Source organism: Antrihabitans stalagmiti, from assembly GCF_016482825.1.
In the GTDB taxonomy this organism is placed as follows: domain Bacteria; phylum Actinomycetota; class Actinomycetes; order Mycobacteriales; family Mycobacteriaceae; genus Antrihabitans; species Antrihabitans stalagmiti.
Window position 1 is genome coordinate 210,810 of the sequence record NZ_JAEMNV010000009.1, and the last position, 16,083, is coordinate 226,892.

The window sequence follows — 16,083 nt, forward strand, 5'->3', positions numbered from 1 at the left end:
CTCCCCCCGAATCACAGGAAAGGACCACCATGTGTGGAATCGTCGGGCTTCACCTGCGTGACGCCACGCTCTACCCCCAACTCGGTGCACTACTGACCGACATGCTCGACGCGATGTGCGACCGCGGACCCGACTCGGCAGGAATGGCCGTCTACGGCGACCCCACCTGGTCGCCTGAAGGGGAAGCGACTGTGTCGCTTCTCAATTCACCGATCCCCGCAGCCGAGCTCGCCCACATTCTCAGCGAGCACCTCGGAGTCACCGTCACCGGTCACGACCTCGAGCCGACCCTCGTACTGCACGCTGCAGTCACCTCGGATGCCTTGACCGCGGCCGTGCGCGCGAGTGTTCCCGCTGCTCTCGTCATCGGATTCGGCGACGACCTGACAGTCCTCAAAGGCATGGGAAACCCCACCGACCTCGCGAACCGCTTCGGCCTCCCCCGCGCCAGCGGCTGGCAAGGCGTCGCACACACCCGCATGGCCACCGAATCCGCGGTCACCGCCGCAGGGTCGCACCCCTTCGCTGTCGGACCAGACCAATGCCTGGTCCACAACGGATCGTTCTCCAACCACATGTCCATCAAGCACGACCTCGAACGTGCCGGAGTGAGCTTCGACAGTGAGAACGACACCGAGGTAGGCGCTCGATTCGTCGCCAAGCAACTCGCCGAAGGCGTCGACCTCGAAAAGGCACTACTGATGCTCAACGAGACCTTCGACGGTTTCTACACACTGCTCGTCTCCAATCGCGACTCGTTCGCTGTCGTCCGCGACGCGATCTCGTGCAAGCCGGCGATCATCGCCGAAACCGACCGTTGGGTGGCGATGGCCTCCGAGTACCGCGCACTGGCTCACCTGCCAGGCATCGACAACGCCCGAATCTTCGAGCCCGAGCCGGAAGAGGTGTACGTATGGCACCGTCAGTGACCGCAACGCAGGAGACCGTGACGCACGAGATCACCAGCACCACAATCGATCTCCAGACGTCGAGCACCCGCGCGATCAACGAGCTGCTTAGCTCGCCGGACGCACCCGCACACCTGACGATCACCGAGCCTCAGGGCGCCCATGCACTCGCCTGCGGGCTCGACTCCGACATCGATGTCACCATCGAGGGCCACGTCGGCTATTACTGCGCTGGAATGAACCAGCACGCACGTGTCACGGTCACGGGCAATGCCGGCGTCGGTGTTGCCGAGAACATGATGTCCGGGCGCGTCCACATCAAGGGTGACGCGTCCCAGTCCGCCGGTGCCACTGCACACGGCGGCCTGCTCGTCATCGAGGGCAATGCAGCGGCACGATGTGGAATTTCGATGAAGGGCGTCGACATCGTCGTCGGCGGCAACATCGGCCACATGAGCGCATTCATGGGCCAGGCCGGACGGCTCGTCGTGTGCGGCAATGCAGGGGAAGCACTGGGCGATTCGATCTACGAAGCCCGCATCTACGTCCGCGGCACCGTCGCCTCCCTCGGCGCCGACTGCATCGCGAAGGACATGCGCGACGAGCACATCAACGAACTGAAAGAACTGCTCGATGCCGCAGGCCTGCACCATGATCCGATCGAATTCACCCGCTACGGATCCGCACGCCAGCTCTACAACTTTCACGTCGACAACGCCAGCGCGTACTAGGAGACACAGATGAACGCACACGTCCCCGCGACCCAGCTACGTGAGTCGGCCACCTACGACCGCGGTGTCATCGCCGAGATCCAGCGCGCAGCAGAAACCGGCATCTACGACATTCGTGGATGGGGCGCCAAACGTAAGCTCCCCCATTTCGACGATCTGCTGTTTCTCGGCGCCTCGATGTCGCGCTACCCCCTCGAGGGATACCGCGAAAAGTGTGACACCGACGTGATTCTCGGCGACACCCACGCCAAGTTTCCACTGCACCTGGACATTCCGATCACGATCGCCGGAATGAGCTTCGGCGCGCTGTCCGGTCAGGCCAAAGAGGCCCTCGGCCGCGGCGCCAGCGAAGTAGGAACGTCCACCACCACCGGTGACGGCGGTATGACGCCGGAAGAGCGGGGCCAGTCCAAAAACCTCGTCTACCAATACTTGCCGTCACGCTACGGAATGAATCCCGACGATCTCCGCAAGGCAGACGCCATCGAAATCGTCCTCGGGCAAGGCGCGAAGCCCGGCGGCGGAGGCATGCTGTTGGGACAGAAGATCACCGAACGCGTTGCCGGTATGCGCACCCTGCCGATGGGCGTCGACCAACGATCCGCTTGCCGCCACCCGGACTGGACCGGACCGGACGACCTCGCCATCAAGATCATCGAACTCCGCGAGATCACCAACTGGGAAAAGCCGATCTACATCAAGGTCGGCGCCACCCGCACGTACTACGACGTCAAACTCGCGGTGAAGGCCGGAGCCGATGTCGTCGTCGTCGACGGCATGCAGGGCGGCACGGCCGCAACACAGGACGTGTTCATCGAACATGTCGGCATTCCGACCCTCGCCGCGATCCCGCAGGCCGTGCAGGCCCTGCAGGAAATGGGAGTTCACCGCAAGGTTCAGCTCATCGTTTCGGGTGGTATCCGCTCCGGCGCAGACGTCGCCAAGGCCATGGCGCTCGGCGCCGACGCAGTCGCCATCGGCACCGCAGCCTTGATTGCGTTGGGCGACAACAGCCCTCGCTACGCAAAGGAGTACGAAGCGCTGGGCAGCGCCGCCGGTTTCTACGACGACTTCCAGGCCGGACGTGATCCTGCAGGCATCACCACGCAGGACCCCGAACTGTCCAAGAACCTCGACCCCGTCGAGGGCGGACGCCGACTCGCGAACTACCTCCGTGTGTTGACGATGGAAGCCCAGACACTCGCGCGAGCATGCGGCAAGTCGCATCTGCGCAATCTCGAACCAGAGGATCTCGTCGCGCTCACCGTCGAAGCGTCGGCGATGGCGCGTGTACCTCTCGCTGGCACGAATTGGATCCCCGGACGGTACTGACATCTTCGATCGGGTGGTTGGTCGGTCGCCGGATCGACCACCGATCATCAATATCTCCCCGAGAGGACGCACTACTACATGACAGCCTTCGACTCCCTCTGGGCATCGATTCTCGATGTCGGCCAACATAAATCGACCCGCGGGTATCGCCGGTTCGCCTGGGGTGATGCAGATCTGACTCTTCGCGAATGGTTCTGCGGCGAGGCATCGCGTAGGTCGATGGACGTCGAGGAAGACCGCAACGGAAACCTGTGGGCATGGTGGCTACCAGAAGGTTGGGTCGGAGACCCGACCGGAGCCTTTGTCACCGGATCGCATCTCGACTCCGTTCCCGACGGGGGTGCCTACGACGGCCCTCTCGGAGTCGTCTCCGCCTTCGCTGCCGTCGACATTCTTCGCGAACGCGGCGTCGAACCGTCCATTCCCATAGCAATCACGGCATTTTCGGACGAAGAGGGTGCCCGGTTCGGAGTCGCCTGTGTCGGCAGCCAACTGACCACGGGTGCCCTCTCCCCCGACCGGGCTCGAAGTTTGCGTGATGCCAACGGAGTCACGTTGGCCGAGGCCATGACCAAGGCGGGACGAATGCCGGAGCACATCGGCGCCGACAACACGCTCGTCGACCGCGTCGGGGTCTACGTCGAACTACACGTCGAACAGGGTCGCGCGCTCGATCTCGTGGACAAGCCGATCGCGGTAGCGTCCTCCATCTGGCCGCACGGCCGCTGGGAATTCACGTTCACCGGCGAAGCCAACCACGCTGGCGCGACGCGACTGGTCGATCGACGAGACCCGATGCTCGCTTTCGCGTCCTCGGTGCACAGCGCCCGTTCTGCGGCCACGACCCACGACGCGGTCGCAACGTTCGGCAAGGTTCGTGTACTGCCCAACGGCGCCAATGCGATTCCGTCCGAGATCAAGGCGTGGCTCGACGCTCGTGCCGCCGACGAGGAGACTCTGAAGAGTCTGGTCGCGGTCATCGAGGCCGAAGCGCGGGCCCATGCACTGGCCGATCTTGTTGGTCTGGAGGTGTTCGCTGAGTCGGTGACACCCATCGTCGAGTTTCCCTCTCAACCACGAGAGAAGCTGCAGCGCGCGCTGGCGCATCTGGGTGATATTCCCGTCCTCCCTACCGCGGCAGGCCACGATGCAGGCATCCTGTCCGCCAAGGTGCCAACCGCAATGTTGTTCGTGCGCAACCCAACCGGTGTCTCGCACTCTCCGGACGAGTACGCCGAGGAGGCCGATTGCAACATCGGTGCGCATGCCCTCGCCGAAGTGATGGCGGACTGGGTCACTGAAAAGCACCACTGAATCCAAGACTTCCGGCACACCGCATCCGTGCCGCGTCGATCTGAAACCAGCCGAAGCTGTTACGTACTGACACAAGGATGACCGGCAACACAAGGATCGAAAACCAACGCCCGAGAAGGGCACTGCTTCGCGGTTGAATGCAAAGTTCTTATTAGTCGGACCCCAGTCGCGAAAGTGCATACTGCACGGCGTTTTGCGCGGACATCGGCGTTGGTGCTGACCCACATCATTTGCGGGCCGCGCACAACACCCACTTGCACTCGGTTTGTCGACCTTTCGGACACCACTTTTCAGGATCGAGAGCTCACGATGGTGTATTTCGACGGCGTCCGTGCCGCACGGCTAGCCACACGGGGTTCCTGTCGGAGCGGTTTGCGCAGCTCGAGATCCATTCCGGTTCGCACCTACGACCACACGACACATAGAAGGGCTATCTCGATGTTCCGACACGTCGCGCAAGTCTGAACGTGGGTGCCCGCGATCTTTAGGTGCGCGCTTCCGCAGCCGCGGCGATGTCGCGCAGGTCCTGCATCATCATTTTCTTCGTGATTGCTGCACCGATGCGTGCCGTCACAGTGGCGACGAGCTTTCCGAACGCGCCCGACGGGCCGTCGACCGCGGAGAACGTCATCGCCAATTCTGTTCGCGCACTGGCGGGTACGAGTTCGAAGACCGTGGTGTAGTCCACACCACGCGCACTCGACTTGATGACAGTCCGAGTGAGTGGATCGACCTCGGCAACCCACATCTCCATCGTGTCCGATGAGCCCATCAGCTTGCGGGTCTCCCGCCACCGCGTCCCCACCTCGAACCCGTTGCCCGCCAAGCGCTCCACACGGGTCAAACCTGACAAGACATCCACGGTGCCTTCGATATCGGTGAGCACGGCCCATACGTCGCCGACGGGTGCATTCACTGGCTGGGAAAGCTTGATTTCACTTCCGGACATTTCGCCTCCAAACGACTGCGTGGACGCGTTCGACAATAACGCTCCTGCACGTCAAATGCGTCAGCTGAGCCTTCCCCTGGCGTCGCGCTGTCGAGGCGGAAAGGTCAGGCAATGCGCGGATCTCGTAAAGCTGATCCGCACCGAAGTCGTGACCCATGGCGCGCGAGAAATCCCGGTCGTCGTTCTGGAACGCACCGACACCACCACCCAGGACTGAGTAGCTCTAGGAACACGCGAAATTCGAGTCTATGACGGTGCCCGTTTTGTGAACAGCCTCATCAGTTGCCGCACAGCAGCACTGACTTAGGACGTGGCTAGCCCTGCGAGCTGCGAAGCTGCTCGTCGTTCGACCAAGACCGGCACGAAGTCCCGGATCTGGGCATCGCCGAAGGTTACGTAAGCAGAACCGACAATCGATTCGACAACCTGCGGCGGAACGCCCTCGTGGCGTCCGCGAAGGCGCGTCGCGATATCTTCCAACAGCTTCTGTTCTTCGGCGTCATTCATATTTGCTGCAACCTTCAACTCATTGCCGCTGTTCCCCGACGGCACAGTAGTCTGCGTCACGGGAGAAGCGGCTGCGTCGCTCCCCCGGCGGATGCGAACGCCTGGGCCCGCTCCTGTAGCAGCGCAACTAGTTCCGGCGAGTCGAGCACCTCGAATGGCCAGCGCACCCACAACAATCCCCCAGCGAGTACTTCGAGTCGAACGTCGGCGATCCGCCAGTGGGTCGCGGCCTCGCCTGTCGACAACGTCACGGCAGTGAAATCGGAGGCGAACCCACCCATGTAGGCCTGCACCTGCTCGAGGCCGGCGTGGATGAGGATCGTCGCTTTGTGGGTGCGCGGCGGCGCACCGAACTGCCGAGACAGGAACGCCACCGGATCACCGCCAGGCACCTGTTGCGCCGAGAAGCGGGTCCCGGTGGGTTCGGCTCGCGTGATGCGGTCCACCCGCAACGCGCGCCAGCCACGGTCGGCATCTCGACCAATGAGAAACCATCGTGTCCCACGCGGCACCAGCGCCTCCGGCTCGACATTCCGCACTAAATCCAGGCCGGCCTCGGGTCCAGCTGTGTGCATATAGCGCAGCCGCACGCGCTCGTGATCTCGGCACGCCAGCGCGAGGACACCCAACACCCCCGCATCCAGCGGCGCCGGATAGGCACCCGATGCCGCGTTGGGACTGTCGGCGAGCGAGACCGACGACCGAAGCGCACGCACTCGCCGCCGGACCTTCGTGGGCATCACTTGTTCGATCTTGGCTAATGCAGTCAGCGCCAGCTCGCCGCCGCCCGCGGCGCCGCTGGCCGCCGACGACGCGAGTGCCGCGGCGGTAGTCAACGCCTCGTCGGGCGTGAACACCAGCGGAGGCAGGTCAGAACCGGTCGAGAGACCGTAACCGCCATCGGGGCCGCGCTTCGCCTCGATCCGGTAACCCAATCGTCGTAGCCTCTCGACGTCTCGCCGCAACGTTCGCGCATCTGTCCCAAGCCGCTGCGCGAGCTCGCTGCCGGGCCAGGAGCGGCGCGTTTGGAGCAGCCCGAGAAGCTGCAGGGCACGTTCGGTGGGTGCGCTTTCCGGCATCTGCAGCATCTCCCTTCCAATTCAGAATTCAGGACATTTTATGTCCTCAATACCCGAGAGGATGAAGTTGTTCACGACGCGCCGGACGACCGGTGCAGACCGAAGGAGAATTCGATGACCATCCTCGTCACTGGCGCTACAGGCTCAGTCGGCCGGCACCTCATCACGACCCTGCTCGCTCGCGGTGCCGATGTTCGCGCCGTATCCCGCAAACCCGATGATGCCGCGCTGCCCGCCGGCGTCGACGTCGTCGCCGGCGACTTGGCCGATGCCTCGACACTCGGGCCCGAGGTGTTCGACGGCGTCGACCAGGCATTCGTCTTCCCCGCACAGGGGGTCGATACGTTCGTTGCAGCGGCAGTGTCGGCCGGTGTGCATCGCTTCACCGTCCTGTCCTCTTTGGCCGCCGCGCTGGAGTTCCCACGCGATCACGGCTCGGCGAGCCAGCTCCACCACAGCGCTGTCGAGGCAGCCGTCACCGAGCGGACCGATGCGTGGACCATCTTGCGTCCGGGCACCTTCGCCAACAACCTGCTCTCGTGGGCCTGGCAAATCCGGACAGGCGCCCCGATCCGTGCACCCTTCCTCGCCTCCGCGCAGGCACCGATCCACGAGTACGACGTCGCCGAGGCCGCCGCCGAGACCCTGCTCAGCGACGACTACCTCGGCGAGGTCATTGCGATGACCGGACCGCAGGCGGTTACTCGGACCCAGCAGGTCGCGGCTATCGGCAACGCACTGGACCGAAAGATCCAGCTCATCGAAATCACCCCCGACGAGTTTCGTTCCGAGACCGAGCAGTTCATCCCGGAGCCAGTGCTGAAGATGCTGCTCGACTACTGGAGCGACACACTCGCCACCCCCGACCAGCCGCGCCCCGTCACCCCCGTCACGCGACGTCCCGGCCGCTCGCTCGAGCAGTGGGCAACCGACCATCGCGCGGACTTCGGCGCATAACTTCAGAACCGATCTCGGCGCTAGCGGCCACTGACCACGGCCGCACTCGCCGAGTATTTGTGGTGGGCGACTGTGCCGTCGACGCTGCGGGACAGATAATCGCGACAACCTGCTTCTACATCGATATCACCGACTCCCAACGGGCCGATGTGCACGCCGTCATGGACTCAGCGGTGTATGAATTCACCGAATCCCGCGCCACGATGGAACGCTCCAAGGGAGTGCTCATGCTTGAATCCGGAGTCAACGCCGCACGCGCCTTCGAGGTGCTGGTGTGGCGATCTCATGATGCCAACATCAAGCTGCGTGAACTCGCTCATCAACTCCTGCAAGCGATTACCGACGTGGAGCTTCCTGTGACGGTGCTGGAAAGGTCGACCACCTTCTGCGCGGAATCGCATCGAAAGCCGTGATATCCGAACTCCGACCAGAGGCGACTTCAGCGTGGGTGACCCCAGGCTCGGCGACGTAGGCGACGACAGCCGTCGTTTCGGCAGGTAAGCCGTAGAGCGTTTGTCGGCCGACCTACGGTCGCTTGGGGAATTTGCCCGAGCTGCGCAGGTGGCCCCGCTTTGCGAAGTCCGAGCATTCGGGGCATTCCGCGATGATCGGGTGGCTGCAGGCAGCGAGGTGTTCGAGGAACCGATCTGTGGCGTGCAGCAGGGCGATTCGCTTGCGCACCTCAGCCCTGCGAGCGTCGATGAGGGACAAACGTTGCTCGCGAGCGCTGTAGCCGAGTCGCCTGATCTGATCGAGAGACAATCCAGCGCGCTGCAGGGTGTGGATCAACCGGGCGTAGTCGAGGATGTGCTCGTCATAGCTGCGATGGCCGGACTGGCTGCGCTTCGGCGCGAGCAAGCCGACAGATTCCCAATGCCGCAGCACATGCGCCTCGATACCGAGGGCGGCTGCGGCGTCACCGATCTTCATCGCCGGAATCGTGGTCACGATGCACCCCTTTACTTCAGGTCGACCTTAAGTATTACGTTTCGTCCATGCCCGATGCGGTTCGTACCCCCAGTCTGCTCGAATGCTGCGCCGCAGCAATCGGAGCAGTATCCGGCGCCGTGCAACCCCGGCGCCCCGATGAGCGGTTCCTGCGGGCCATCTCCGATGCGGGACTGCCCAACGCCCGACGCACCGTCACGGTGACCTCCTTGGCGCAAACACCGCGTTCGGTACCGACGGCGGCCGTCGTGGAGGGGCGGTTCTCCCCGCTTCGCATCACCAACTCGCTGACATCGTTCGTGATCCAGCACCCCGACGCGACCTTCATCGTCGATCCTGGCTACTGCGTCGATGCCGATCATCGCGCCCTCGCACAGCTACCTAGACTGTTGCGGATGGCCGTGCGCCCGCCGTCCGACACCATCCCGACGATCGCCGCACTGCTGGCCGAGCCCGACCTACCCGCACCCGATTTCGCGCTGCCGACACACGCGCACTGGGATCATGTGTGCGGGTTGCTCGACCTACCGGGCATACCGGTGCATCTGCACAGCACCGAGCACAACTGGATCTCCCGAGGCACCGTCGCTCCAGTCGGCGGCGTGCGCGATTCTCTCAAGGATCGTCCGCTCGTCGAGTACGACCTCGATGGCCCGCCAGTCCTCACTTTCACCCGCAGCCACGACCTGTTCAGCGACGGCAGCATCGTCCTGGTCGACCTCGCCGGCCACACCCCCGGCAGCATCGGCATCCTTGCCCACACCCGGCGCGGCTGGATCCTGTTGGCGGGCGACGCCGCCTGGCATTCACTGCAGATCGACGAAATTCGTCAAAAGGCCAGCTTCCCAGGCAATTTCGCCGATGTCGACCGCGACCTCACCTTCAAATCGCTGCACCGCCTGCACCTGGCGCGCCACTTCGCCACCATCATCCCCACCCATGACCACGACGCAACACGCCGGCTCGCAACGCGTGCGGAGCAGGACGAGCCATAGCGGTGAGTCAGGAAATTCGGGCGCAACCTGCACCTGACGCCGCGCGGTGCCCGGTTCGTCGGAGCTGTGCTTGACCAGCTCGGCTGACGCCTCTCCTGCTCTGGCAGGTCAGAACGCTTTGTGGGGCGGGCGGGGCTCGAACCCGCGACCAATGGATTATGAGTCCACGGCTCTAACCGACTGAGCTACCGCCCCAGACCCGCGTAGCGCGGGGCGTTGCGATGGTACCGACCCACTGTGGTCGACGACGAACCAGGTGAGATCAAGCCAGGCAACCGTCATAGGCTTGAGCACACTCAGATCCGCCGATGGAAGGTCTCCAGCCTCATGCCTGATCTTTTCGTGACCATGCTCAAGGTTCATCAGGAGATCTACGAGCGCAGCGGCGGGTTCCTCGGTCATCGGTTGCTCTTCGGCATGCCGACGTTGCTGCTACATACGGTTGGCCGTAAGTCGGGCGAACCGCGGACCTCGGCGCTCACCTACGGCAAGGACGGAGACGAGTTCCTCGTCGTGGCATCGAAGGGCGGATCGCCGCGGCCGCCCGCGTGGTGGCACAACCTCAATGCCGACCCCAATGTCGTCGCGCAAATCGGCCGGACCAGGCACAACGTCGTTGCACGCACGGTCCTGCCCGGCGACGACGGCTACGACCGTATGTGGGCGAAAATGAACAAGATCAACCGCGGGCAGTACGCCGAATATCAGAAGAAAACGAGCCGTCCGATCGCGGTTGTCGCGCTGAAGCCGACCGACTGATCTCAGCGCGAGGTTTAGACAAACCACATTCTGGGAACCCCTCTCTCAGCAGTTGGTCGGCTCTCGTTCGACCATGCGTTGCGTCGCAGGTCACAGACATTTGTTGGTTCGAGTAGGTACTCTGGGCCACTTGCCCGACGCCACACCTCGACAGAGACGGATGCCTTTGATGCCAGCACTGACCACGACCGCCGAACCGATTCTGGAACGACGATCGGGATCAGCGACTGCCAAGCCGAAGCGTCGTTGGGCCGAACGAATCCGCGACAACTGGTCGCGTACCGATTCCACTGTTGCCCTCGTCTTCCTCGGGTTGGCCGTCTTCGTCCTCAACCATCAGTGGCGAAATCTCGGCAACGGCTACCTGTCGAAGAGTGGCCAGGACCAGACGATGTGGGAGTGGTTCTTCGCCGTCGCCGCGCACTCGTTGTCGAACTTCGAAAGCCCACTGAGCACCGATCTCCAGAACTTCCCGCTCGGCGTGAACATGATGGCGAACACCGCGATGTTCGGCGTGAGCATCCCGCTGGCACCCGTGACGCTGATGTTCGGCCCGATCGTCACCTACGTTCTTGCATTGACGGTCGGCCTCTTCGGAACAGCTCTCGCGTGGTACTGGGTGTTCTCGCGTCACCTCGTCGAATCACGCGCCGCAGCAGCGATCGGCGGACTCTTCTGCGGTTTCGCGCCCTCGATGATCTCCCACGCCAACGCGCACCCGAACTTCGTGTGCCTCTTCATTCTTCCGTTGCTCGTGTTGCAGATGATTCGACTGACTCACAGCGGCAAGTGGATTCGCGACGGCATCGTGCTCGGCCTGATGGTGACCTTGCAGATCGGGCTCGGTGAGGAACCACTTCTCATCTTCGCGATCGCCTTCGGAATCTTTGCTGCTGTCTACTACTTTCAGCGCCGCGACGAGTTCATGCCCGCGGTACGCAACGCCCGCAAGGCTTTCGGCCTCGCCGTCGCGATCTCAGTCGCGATCACGGCAATTCCGCTGTGGTGGCAGTTCTTCGGACCCCAGAGCTACCACCTGCTCAGCCACGACAAAACCGGTAACGACTCGCTGTCCCTCTTCCAGTTCCCGTCGCAGTCGATCGGCGGCATCCTCTGGCCACCGGGGCAGGACGTCGCGATCAATCCGACCGAAGAGAACGCCTACTTCGGCTGGCCGCTACTCGCCTTCGTGGCCTTCGCATCAATTTGGCTGTGGCGAAACCGCATCGCACGTACCGCGTCCATCACGATGGCCGGTGTTCTGATCCTGTCGATGGGTCCGGAAATCACTGTGGGGTGGGTCGGCACCGGGATCCCGATGCCGTGGCACCTGATCGGCAAGCTTCCCCTTTTCGAGTCGTTGCTCGAGACGCGGTTCGCGATGGCCGCACTCCCCCTCATCGGCATTCTGCTTGCCCTCGGCACCGAGCGCGCACTGCGGCTTCGCGCGTCGTCGGTGCCGTGGTTGGTCGGTTTGGCCGTGGCGCTACTCCCCCTGACGCCGACCCCACTACCCGTCGTAGAGCGTCCGGCCACACCCGAATTCTTCGCCGACGGCACGTGGCAGAACTACGCGGGCGACGGCTCGATCGTCACCGTCCCGCTGCCCAAAGCGCAGGATGCCGCTGCCCTGCGCTGGCAGGCCGAAAGCGACTTCGGTTTCGCCGTCCCCGGCGGCTACTTCCTCGGACCGGGCACCGACGACAAGACCGGCATCTACGGTCCCGTCGAACGCCCGACGGCACGCCTGCTCTCTCAGGTGCAGAAGACCGGCCGAGTGCCGATCATCGACGACAAGACCCGTGCTGCGGCGATCGCCGACCTGCGCTTCTGGCATGCCGAGATTCTCGTACTGCCCGAAGAGAAGAACCAGGAAGCGCTCAAGGCAACCGTGACGCAGATACTCGGTGACCCGGGTCGGCAGGTCGACGACGTGTGGCTCTGGGACGTGCGCTTCCGAGCCGACGTTCAGCCCGACCCCCGAACCTAACGGCGAATCCGCTCCACAACTTCGCGGAGCGGCTTCACGTGCACGCCTTCCTCGTCGGCGAGCTTCTTCCGCGCTTTGTTGCGTGTGATCAGCACTCCGACGATGGCAAGTGCCCACACCGGATACAACGACAGCCAGGCGACGCGGAACGAATCGAAGCTGTAGCCGCCACGGCGATCGAGAATCACGCCCATCACCTCGATGACGATCAACGTAGCCAGGAAACCGCCGATGTTGACCATCCCCTGAGCGGTCCCCAAACTGCTGCCGGGATTCGAGGTCCGCGCGTAGTCGAAGCCGATCATCGACCCCGGACCGCCGACCGAGATCACGATCACGAGCAGACACAGCAACCACAGTGGTGACGGTTCCGACCGAGCAAGGACGACGGTCCAGACGACGACGTTGCTGAGGATGATCGCGAGCACCAGCCAGGACCGTCGCATCGGATAGCGGCCGGTCAGCACTCCGAGTATCGGGCCGGCGGCGACGGCTGATGCGACGGACACGGTCAACATCGCACCAGCTGCCTGCCTCGAAAGTCCCTGCGCGGAGACCAGATACGGCACACCCCACATCAACGCGAACGTCGTGATGGAGAACTGGGTGCCCATGTGCGTGAAGAAGCCGAGCCGCGTGCCCGGCCGCATCCAGACCAGGCGCAGTTGGCGCCCGACTTCGCGGACACCCATCGGATTCGTCGTCAGCGTCGTTCCCGGCGGCGTATTCCGGATCACCGCAAGGCCGAGCACACAGACGAGCAATCCGGTCGTCGCGACGACACCGTAGGCGGTCTGCCATCCCGTCGCACCGAGTATCGCGACGAACGGGACGGCCGACAGCACCTGACCGAGCTGGCCGAGAATGCCCGTCAACTGCGACACCACCGGCACACGACGTGGCGCGAACCATTGCGGCACAAGTCGAAGCACGGAGATGAAGGTGAACGCGTCACCGGCACCGACGAGGACCCGGGCGACGAACGCAAGCGGAAGCAACTCCGTGAACGCAAGCAAGAACTGACCGGCCGCCATCGTCGCAGCACCGACGGCAATCATCGTCCGGGCACCGACCCTGTCGAGCAGCACGCCAGCCGGGATCTGCATACCCGCGTAGACGATGATCTGCAGCACGACGAAGCCGGACAGGACCGTCGGCGTCACATCGAATCGCTCGGCAGCGTCCAGGCCCGAGACACCGAAGGTCGTCCGCTGCAGGACCGCCGCGACGTACGCGACGACGCCTGTCGTCCACACCACCCACGATCGGCTCATCAGCGGTAACCGTACTCGCCCTGCCGCGTCGTCCAGCGCATAGCTTTGCAGGTCGAGACGCCCGTTTCGGCATGAACAACAATGCACTCGATGGCGATGTCGAGAATCGACAGCCCACTCCGACCCATTGCCGAACGAACCACACACAGCACTGAATGGAGCTCACAATGTCGACAGTTTCAACGTTCCTCTGGTTCGAGAACAGCGCAGAGGAAGCCGCCGAGTTCTACACAACTCTGGTCCCGAATTCCAAGGTCAACGACGTCGCTCGCGGACCCGACGGCAACGCCTTCCTAGTCACGTTCGAGCTCGATGGCCAGCAGTTCACCGGCCTCAACGGCGGACCCGCGCACAAGTTCAGCGAAGCAGCGTCGATCTTCGTCAGCGTCGAAGGCCAGGACGAGGTCGACCGACTGTGGACCGCCCTCACCGACGGCGGCGAGGAAGGTCCGTGCGGGTGGCTCAAGGATCGCTACGGCTTGTCGTGGCAGATCATTCCCACCGCGCTGCAGCAGCTGATGTCGGACCCGAATCCGGCGAAAGCAGGCGCAGTCGCAGCCGCGATGCAGACGATGCGCAAGATCGAGGTGCAGGGCCTGCAGGACGCGTACGACAACGCGTAGCCGCCGGTCAGCCCTGAGAGATGTAGGCCTGCAACTGTTCTCGATTGAGTTCCAGTTCCTCCATGCGGATCTTCACCACGTCGCCGATGCTGACGATGCCGACAAGTGCACCGTCGACAAGCACCGGCACGTGGCGAATCCGCCGTTCCGTCATCAGGGCGGACAGGTGGTCCACCGAATCCTCGGGTCCGCAGCTGGCGACCGTCGTCGTCATGATCGCCGACACAGGCATGCCGAGCAGGTTCGGTCCGTGCTGATTCAGCTTGCGGACGACGTCACGCTCGGACACGATCCCCACCATTCCGTCCGGACCGACGACCACCATCGCGCCGACGTTCCGGTCGGCCATTCGACGTAGAAGGTCGCTGACCGACGTTCCTGGTTCCACCGTCGCCACCGCCGCGCCTTTGCTTCGCAACACGTCGGATATGCGCATAGCCAGCCTCCAATTGTTGTGACTCAGCTCACATCAGATTAGGTCTTCCTGCGCGAACGCGGAAGCACATCCAGGCAACGGGAACATCGTGGCGCGCTGGGCGGTTGCGCGAACTACCGCGCAAAACAACGCAGTCGACCAGGAAAGCGAGTTGCCGCATGTCATCGGTCACCCCGAGTCTCGATCCACTCTTCACACCGTTCGCAGCGTCCTCGCTGCGCGTGCGGAACCGATTCGCGATGGCACCGATGACACGAGCCAAATCCCCCGGCGGCATTCCGAATGCGGAGAACGTCGAGCACTACCGATCACGCGCTGCAGGTGGTGTGGGTCTGATCATCACCGAGGGCACCTACATCAACGCGCCCGCCGCAGGTCCGCGCACCGACGTGCCGCGCTTCTACGGTGAGCAGAGCGCGGCAGGCTGGTCGGCGATCGTCGACGCCGTCCATGCCGAAGGCACCGCGATCATCCCGCAGCTCTGGCACACCGGCGTTGCTCGCGGCGAGACGCCCGACTTCGACGCACACGTACCGACCGTGAGCCCGTCCGCGATCGACCTGTTCGGCAAAGAACTCGGAGCCGAACTGACGATCGCCGACATCGATCGCGTCATCGCCGGATTCGCCGAATCTGCAAAACTGGCACAGGAACTCGGCTTCGACGGCGTCGAGCTGCACGGCGCGCACGGCTATCTGCTCGACGAATTCTTCTGGGAACGGACCAACAAGCGCTCGGATCGCTTCGGCGGATCCATCGGCGAACGCGCAACGCTGCCGGCCGAAGTCGTCGCGGCCGTACGTGACGCAGTAGGTCCCGATTTCGCCATCGTCTACCGCTACTCGCAGTGGAAGGCAGGCAACTACGACGCGCAGGTCGCCGAGAACCCAGCCGAACTCGAGGCGCTTCTCACTCCCCTCGTCACAGCCGGAGTCGACATCTTCCACTCCTCGACGCGACGCCACTGGGTGCCCGGCTTCGACAGCGGATCAGCTTCGGACCCAACGGGACTCGCGGGCTGGACCAAGAAGGTGACCGGCCGTCCGGTGATCACGGTCGGGTCGGTCGGGGTGGACTCGGTGTTCCAGTCCGAGGACTCACCGATCGCCGAGTCGAGTTGGCGACGCCTGGAAATCCTGCGCGAGCAATTCGAGCGCGGCGAATTCGATGTCGTCGCACTCGGCCGCGCATTGCTGGCCGATCCAGCCTGGGTCGACAAGATCCGGACCGGACGCCCCGACGAGATCGTCGCATTCCAGAAGCGAGCGTCCTGACCGACAT

Annotated in this window: 18 protein-coding genes and 1 tRNA gene; 12 read left to right on the forward strand and 7 right to left on the reverse strand. The window is 63.6% G+C overall.

Going from position 1 to position 16,083, the window contains the following annotated elements:
• The first annotated feature begins 29 nt into the window (after positions 1 to 29).
• The 4 genes from JGU71_RS24495 (at position 30) to JGU71_RS24510 (ending at position 4,285) form a co-directional block, all read left to right on the forward strand.
• Complete coding sequence (locus JGU71_RS24495) at positions 30 to 929, forward strand: class II glutamine amidotransferase (protein WP_199707274.1); 900 nt, start codon at positions 30 to 32, stop codon at positions 927 to 929.
• A complete protein-coding gene (locus JGU71_RS24500; protein WP_199707276.1) occupies positions 914 to 1,639 on the forward strand; it encodes a GltB/FmdC/FwdC-like GXGXG domain-containing protein in 726 nt (241 codons plus the stop codon). Before JGU71_RS24495 ends, JGU71_RS24500 begins: the two co-directional genes overlap by 16 nt.
• Before the next feature lie 9 nt (positions 1,640 to 1,648).
• Positions 1,649 to 2,971: an FMN-binding glutamate synthase family protein gene (locus JGU71_RS24505; protein ID WP_199707278.1), complete on the forward strand. Its 1,323-nt coding sequence runs from the start codon at positions 1,649 to 1,651 to the stop codon at positions 2,969 to 2,971.
• 78 nt (positions 2,972 to 3,049) lie between these two features.
• Entirely contained in the window at positions 3,050 to 4,285 is a 1,236-nt protein-coding gene (locus JGU71_RS24510; protein WP_199707280.1) for an allantoate amidohydrolase, read from the forward strand.
• Positions 4,286 to 4,769: 484 nt separating this feature from the next.
• Here JGU71_RS24510 and JGU71_RS24515 read toward each other — a convergent pair whose 3' ends face one another.
• Positions 4,770 to 5,234, reverse strand: a complete 465-nt coding sequence (locus JGU71_RS24515) for an SRPBCC family protein (RefSeq protein ID WP_199707282.1) — start codon at positions 5,232 to 5,234, stop codon at positions 4,770 to 4,772.
• A gap of 19 nt (positions 5,235 to 5,253) precedes the next feature.
• Here JGU71_RS24515 and JGU71_RS24520 point away from each other — a divergent pair, with 19 nt between their 5' ends.
• Positions 5,254 to 5,451 (forward strand): hypothetical protein, encoded by a 198-nt coding sequence (locus tag JGU71_RS24520; RefSeq protein ID WP_199707284.1) that lies wholly within the window; start codon positions 5,254 to 5,256, stop codon positions 5,449 to 5,451.
• A gap of 86 nt (positions 5,452 to 5,537) precedes the next feature.
• Here the strand turns inward: JGU71_RS24520 and JGU71_RS24525 are convergent, their stop codons facing one another.
• Positions 5,538 to 5,741: a three-helix bundle dimerization domain-containing protein gene (locus tag JGU71_RS24525; protein WP_199707286.1), complete on the reverse strand. Its 204-nt coding sequence runs from the start codon at positions 5,739 to 5,741 to the stop codon at positions 5,538 to 5,540.
• 56 nt (positions 5,742 to 5,797) lie between these two features.
• Positions 5,798 to 6,820 carry a helix-turn-helix transcriptional regulator gene (locus JGU71_RS24530; protein ID WP_199707293.1) on the reverse strand — a complete coding sequence of 341 codons (1,023 nt, stop codon included), beginning with the start codon at positions 6,818 to 6,820 and terminating at the stop codon, positions 5,798 to 5,800.
• A gap of 114 nt (positions 6,821 to 6,934) precedes the next feature.
• Here JGU71_RS24530 and JGU71_RS24535 point away from each other — a divergent pair, with 114 nt between their 5' ends.
• Complete coding sequence (locus JGU71_RS24535; protein WP_199707295.1) at positions 6,935 to 7,777, forward strand: SDR family oxidoreductase; 843 nt, start codon at positions 6,935 to 6,937, stop codon at positions 7,775 to 7,777.
• Between the two features lie 173 nt (positions 7,778 to 7,950).
• Positions 7,951 to 8,190: an ANTAR domain-containing protein gene (locus tag JGU71_RS24540; RefSeq protein WP_199707297.1), complete on the forward strand. Its 240-nt coding sequence runs from the start codon at positions 7,951 to 7,953 to the stop codon at positions 8,188 to 8,190.
• 112 nt (positions 8,191 to 8,302) lie between these two features.
• Here the strand turns inward: JGU71_RS24540 and JGU71_RS24545 are convergent, their stop codons facing one another.
• Positions 8,303 to 8,725, reverse strand: a complete 423-nt coding sequence (locus JGU71_RS24545) for a MerR family transcriptional regulator (RefSeq protein ID WP_199707299.1) — start codon at positions 8,723 to 8,725, stop codon at positions 8,303 to 8,305.
• A gap of 47 nt (positions 8,726 to 8,772) precedes the next feature.
• Here JGU71_RS24545 and JGU71_RS24550 point away from each other — a divergent pair, with 47 nt between their 5' ends.
• Entirely contained in the window at positions 8,773 to 9,720 is a 948-nt protein-coding gene (locus tag JGU71_RS24550; protein ID WP_199707301.1) for an MBL fold metallo-hydrolase, read from the forward strand.
• A 121-nt stretch (positions 9,721 to 9,841) separates the two neighbouring features.
• Here JGU71_RS24550 and JGU71_RS24555 read toward each other — a convergent pair.
• Positions 9,842 to 9,915 (reverse strand) — tRNA-Ile (locus JGU71_RS24555).
• 132 nt (positions 9,916 to 10,047) lie between these two features.
• On the opposite strand from JGU71_RS24555, the gene JGU71_RS24560 reads away from it, so the two are divergent.
• Both JGU71_RS24560 and JGU71_RS24565 read left to right on the forward strand, forming a co-directional pair.
• Positions 10,048 to 10,479 (forward strand): nitroreductase family deazaflavin-dependent oxidoreductase, encoded by a 432-nt coding sequence (locus JGU71_RS24560; RefSeq protein WP_199707303.1) that lies wholly within the window; start codon positions 10,048 to 10,050, stop codon positions 10,477 to 10,479.
• Positions 10,480 to 10,648: 169 nt separating this feature from the next.
• Complete coding sequence (locus JGU71_RS24565; RefSeq protein WP_233530037.1) at positions 10,649 to 12,469, forward strand: glycosyltransferase family protein; 1,821 nt, start codon at positions 10,649 to 10,651, stop codon at positions 12,467 to 12,469.
• Here JGU71_RS24565 and JGU71_RS24570 read toward each other — a convergent pair.
• Complete coding sequence (locus JGU71_RS24570) at positions 12,466 to 13,743, reverse strand: MFS transporter (RefSeq protein WP_199707307.1); 1,278 nt, start codon at positions 13,741 to 13,743, stop codon at positions 12,466 to 12,468. The two genes, JGU71_RS24565 and JGU71_RS24570, sit on opposite strands and share 4 nt — an antisense overlap.
• A gap of 167 nt (positions 13,744 to 13,910) precedes the next feature.
• Here JGU71_RS24570 and JGU71_RS24575 point away from each other — a divergent pair, with 167 nt between their 5' ends.
• Positions 13,911 to 14,366, forward strand: a complete 456-nt coding sequence (locus tag JGU71_RS24575; protein WP_199707309.1) for a VOC family protein — start codon at positions 13,911 to 13,913, stop codon at positions 14,364 to 14,366.
• Positions 14,367 to 14,373: 7 nt separating this feature from the next.
• Here the strand turns inward: JGU71_RS24575 and JGU71_RS24580 are convergent, their stop codons facing one another.
• Positions 14,374 to 14,802: a CBS domain-containing protein gene (locus JGU71_RS24580; protein WP_199707310.1), complete on the reverse strand. Its 429-nt coding sequence runs from the start codon at positions 14,800 to 14,802 to the stop codon at positions 14,374 to 14,376.
• Between the two features lie 158 nt (positions 14,803 to 14,960).
• Here JGU71_RS24580 and JGU71_RS24585 point away from each other — a divergent pair, with 158 nt between their 5' ends.
• Entirely contained in the window at positions 14,961 to 16,076 is a 1,116-nt protein-coding gene (locus JGU71_RS24585; RefSeq protein ID WP_199707312.1) for an NADH:flavin oxidoreductase, read from the forward strand.
• Positions 16,077 to 16,083: the final 7 nt, after the last annotated feature.

Bases quoted from the DNA above. Each gene is read 5' to 3' on its own strand.
- JGU71_RS24495 (WP_199707274.1), top strand. From the start codon at position 30: ATGTGTGGAATCGTCGGGCTTCACCTGCGTGACGCCACGCTCTACCCC.
- JGU71_RS24500 (WP_199707276.1), top strand. From the start codon at position 914: ATGGCACCGTCAGTGACCGCAACGCAGGAGACCGTGACGCACGAGATC.
- JGU71_RS24505 (WP_199707278.1), top strand. From the start codon at position 1,649: ATGAACGCACACGTCCCCGCGACCCAGCTACGTGAGTCGGCCACCTAC.
- JGU71_RS24510 (WP_199707280.1), top strand. From the start codon at position 3,050: ATGACAGCCTTCGACTCCCTCTGGGCATCGATTCTCGATGTCGGCCAA.
- JGU71_RS24515 (WP_199707282.1), bottom strand. From the start codon at position 5,234: ATGTCCGGAAGTGAAATCAAGCTTTCCCAGCCAGTGAATGCACCCGTC.
- JGU71_RS24525 (WP_199707286.1), bottom strand. From the start codon at position 5,741: ATGAATGACGCCGAAGAACAGAAGCTGTTGGAAGATATCGCGACGCGC.
- JGU71_RS24530 (WP_199707293.1), bottom strand. From the start codon at position 6,820: ATGCCGGAAAGCGCACCCACCGAACGTGCCCTGCAGCTTCTCGGGCTG.
- JGU71_RS24535 (WP_199707295.1), top strand. From the start codon at position 6,935: ATGACCATCCTCGTCACTGGCGCTACAGGCTCAGTCGGCCGGCACCTC.
- JGU71_RS24550 (WP_199707301.1), top strand. From the start codon at position 8,773: ATGCCCGATGCGGTTCGTACCCCCAGTCTGCTCGAATGCTGCGCCGCA.
- JGU71_RS24560 (WP_199707303.1), top strand. From the start codon at position 10,048: ATGCCTGATCTTTTCGTGACCATGCTCAAGGTTCATCAGGAGATCTAC.
- JGU71_RS24565 (WP_233530037.1), top strand. From the start codon at position 10,649: ATGCCAGCACTGACCACGACCGCCGAACCGATTCTGGAACGACGATCG.
- JGU71_RS24570 (WP_199707307.1), bottom strand. From the start codon at position 13,743: ATGAGCCGATCGTGGGTGGTGTGGACGACAGGCGTCGTCGCGTACGTC.
- JGU71_RS24575 (WP_199707309.1), top strand. From the start codon at position 13,911: ATGTCGACAGTTTCAACGTTCCTCTGGTTCGAGAACAGCGCAGAGGAA.
- JGU71_RS24580 (WP_199707310.1), bottom strand. From the start codon at position 14,802: ATGCGCATATCCGACGTGTTGCGAAGCAAAGGCGCGGCGGTGGCGACG.
- JGU71_RS24585 (WP_199707312.1), top strand. From the start codon at position 14,961: ATGTCATCGGTCACCCCGAGTCTCGATCCACTCTTCACACCGTTCGCA.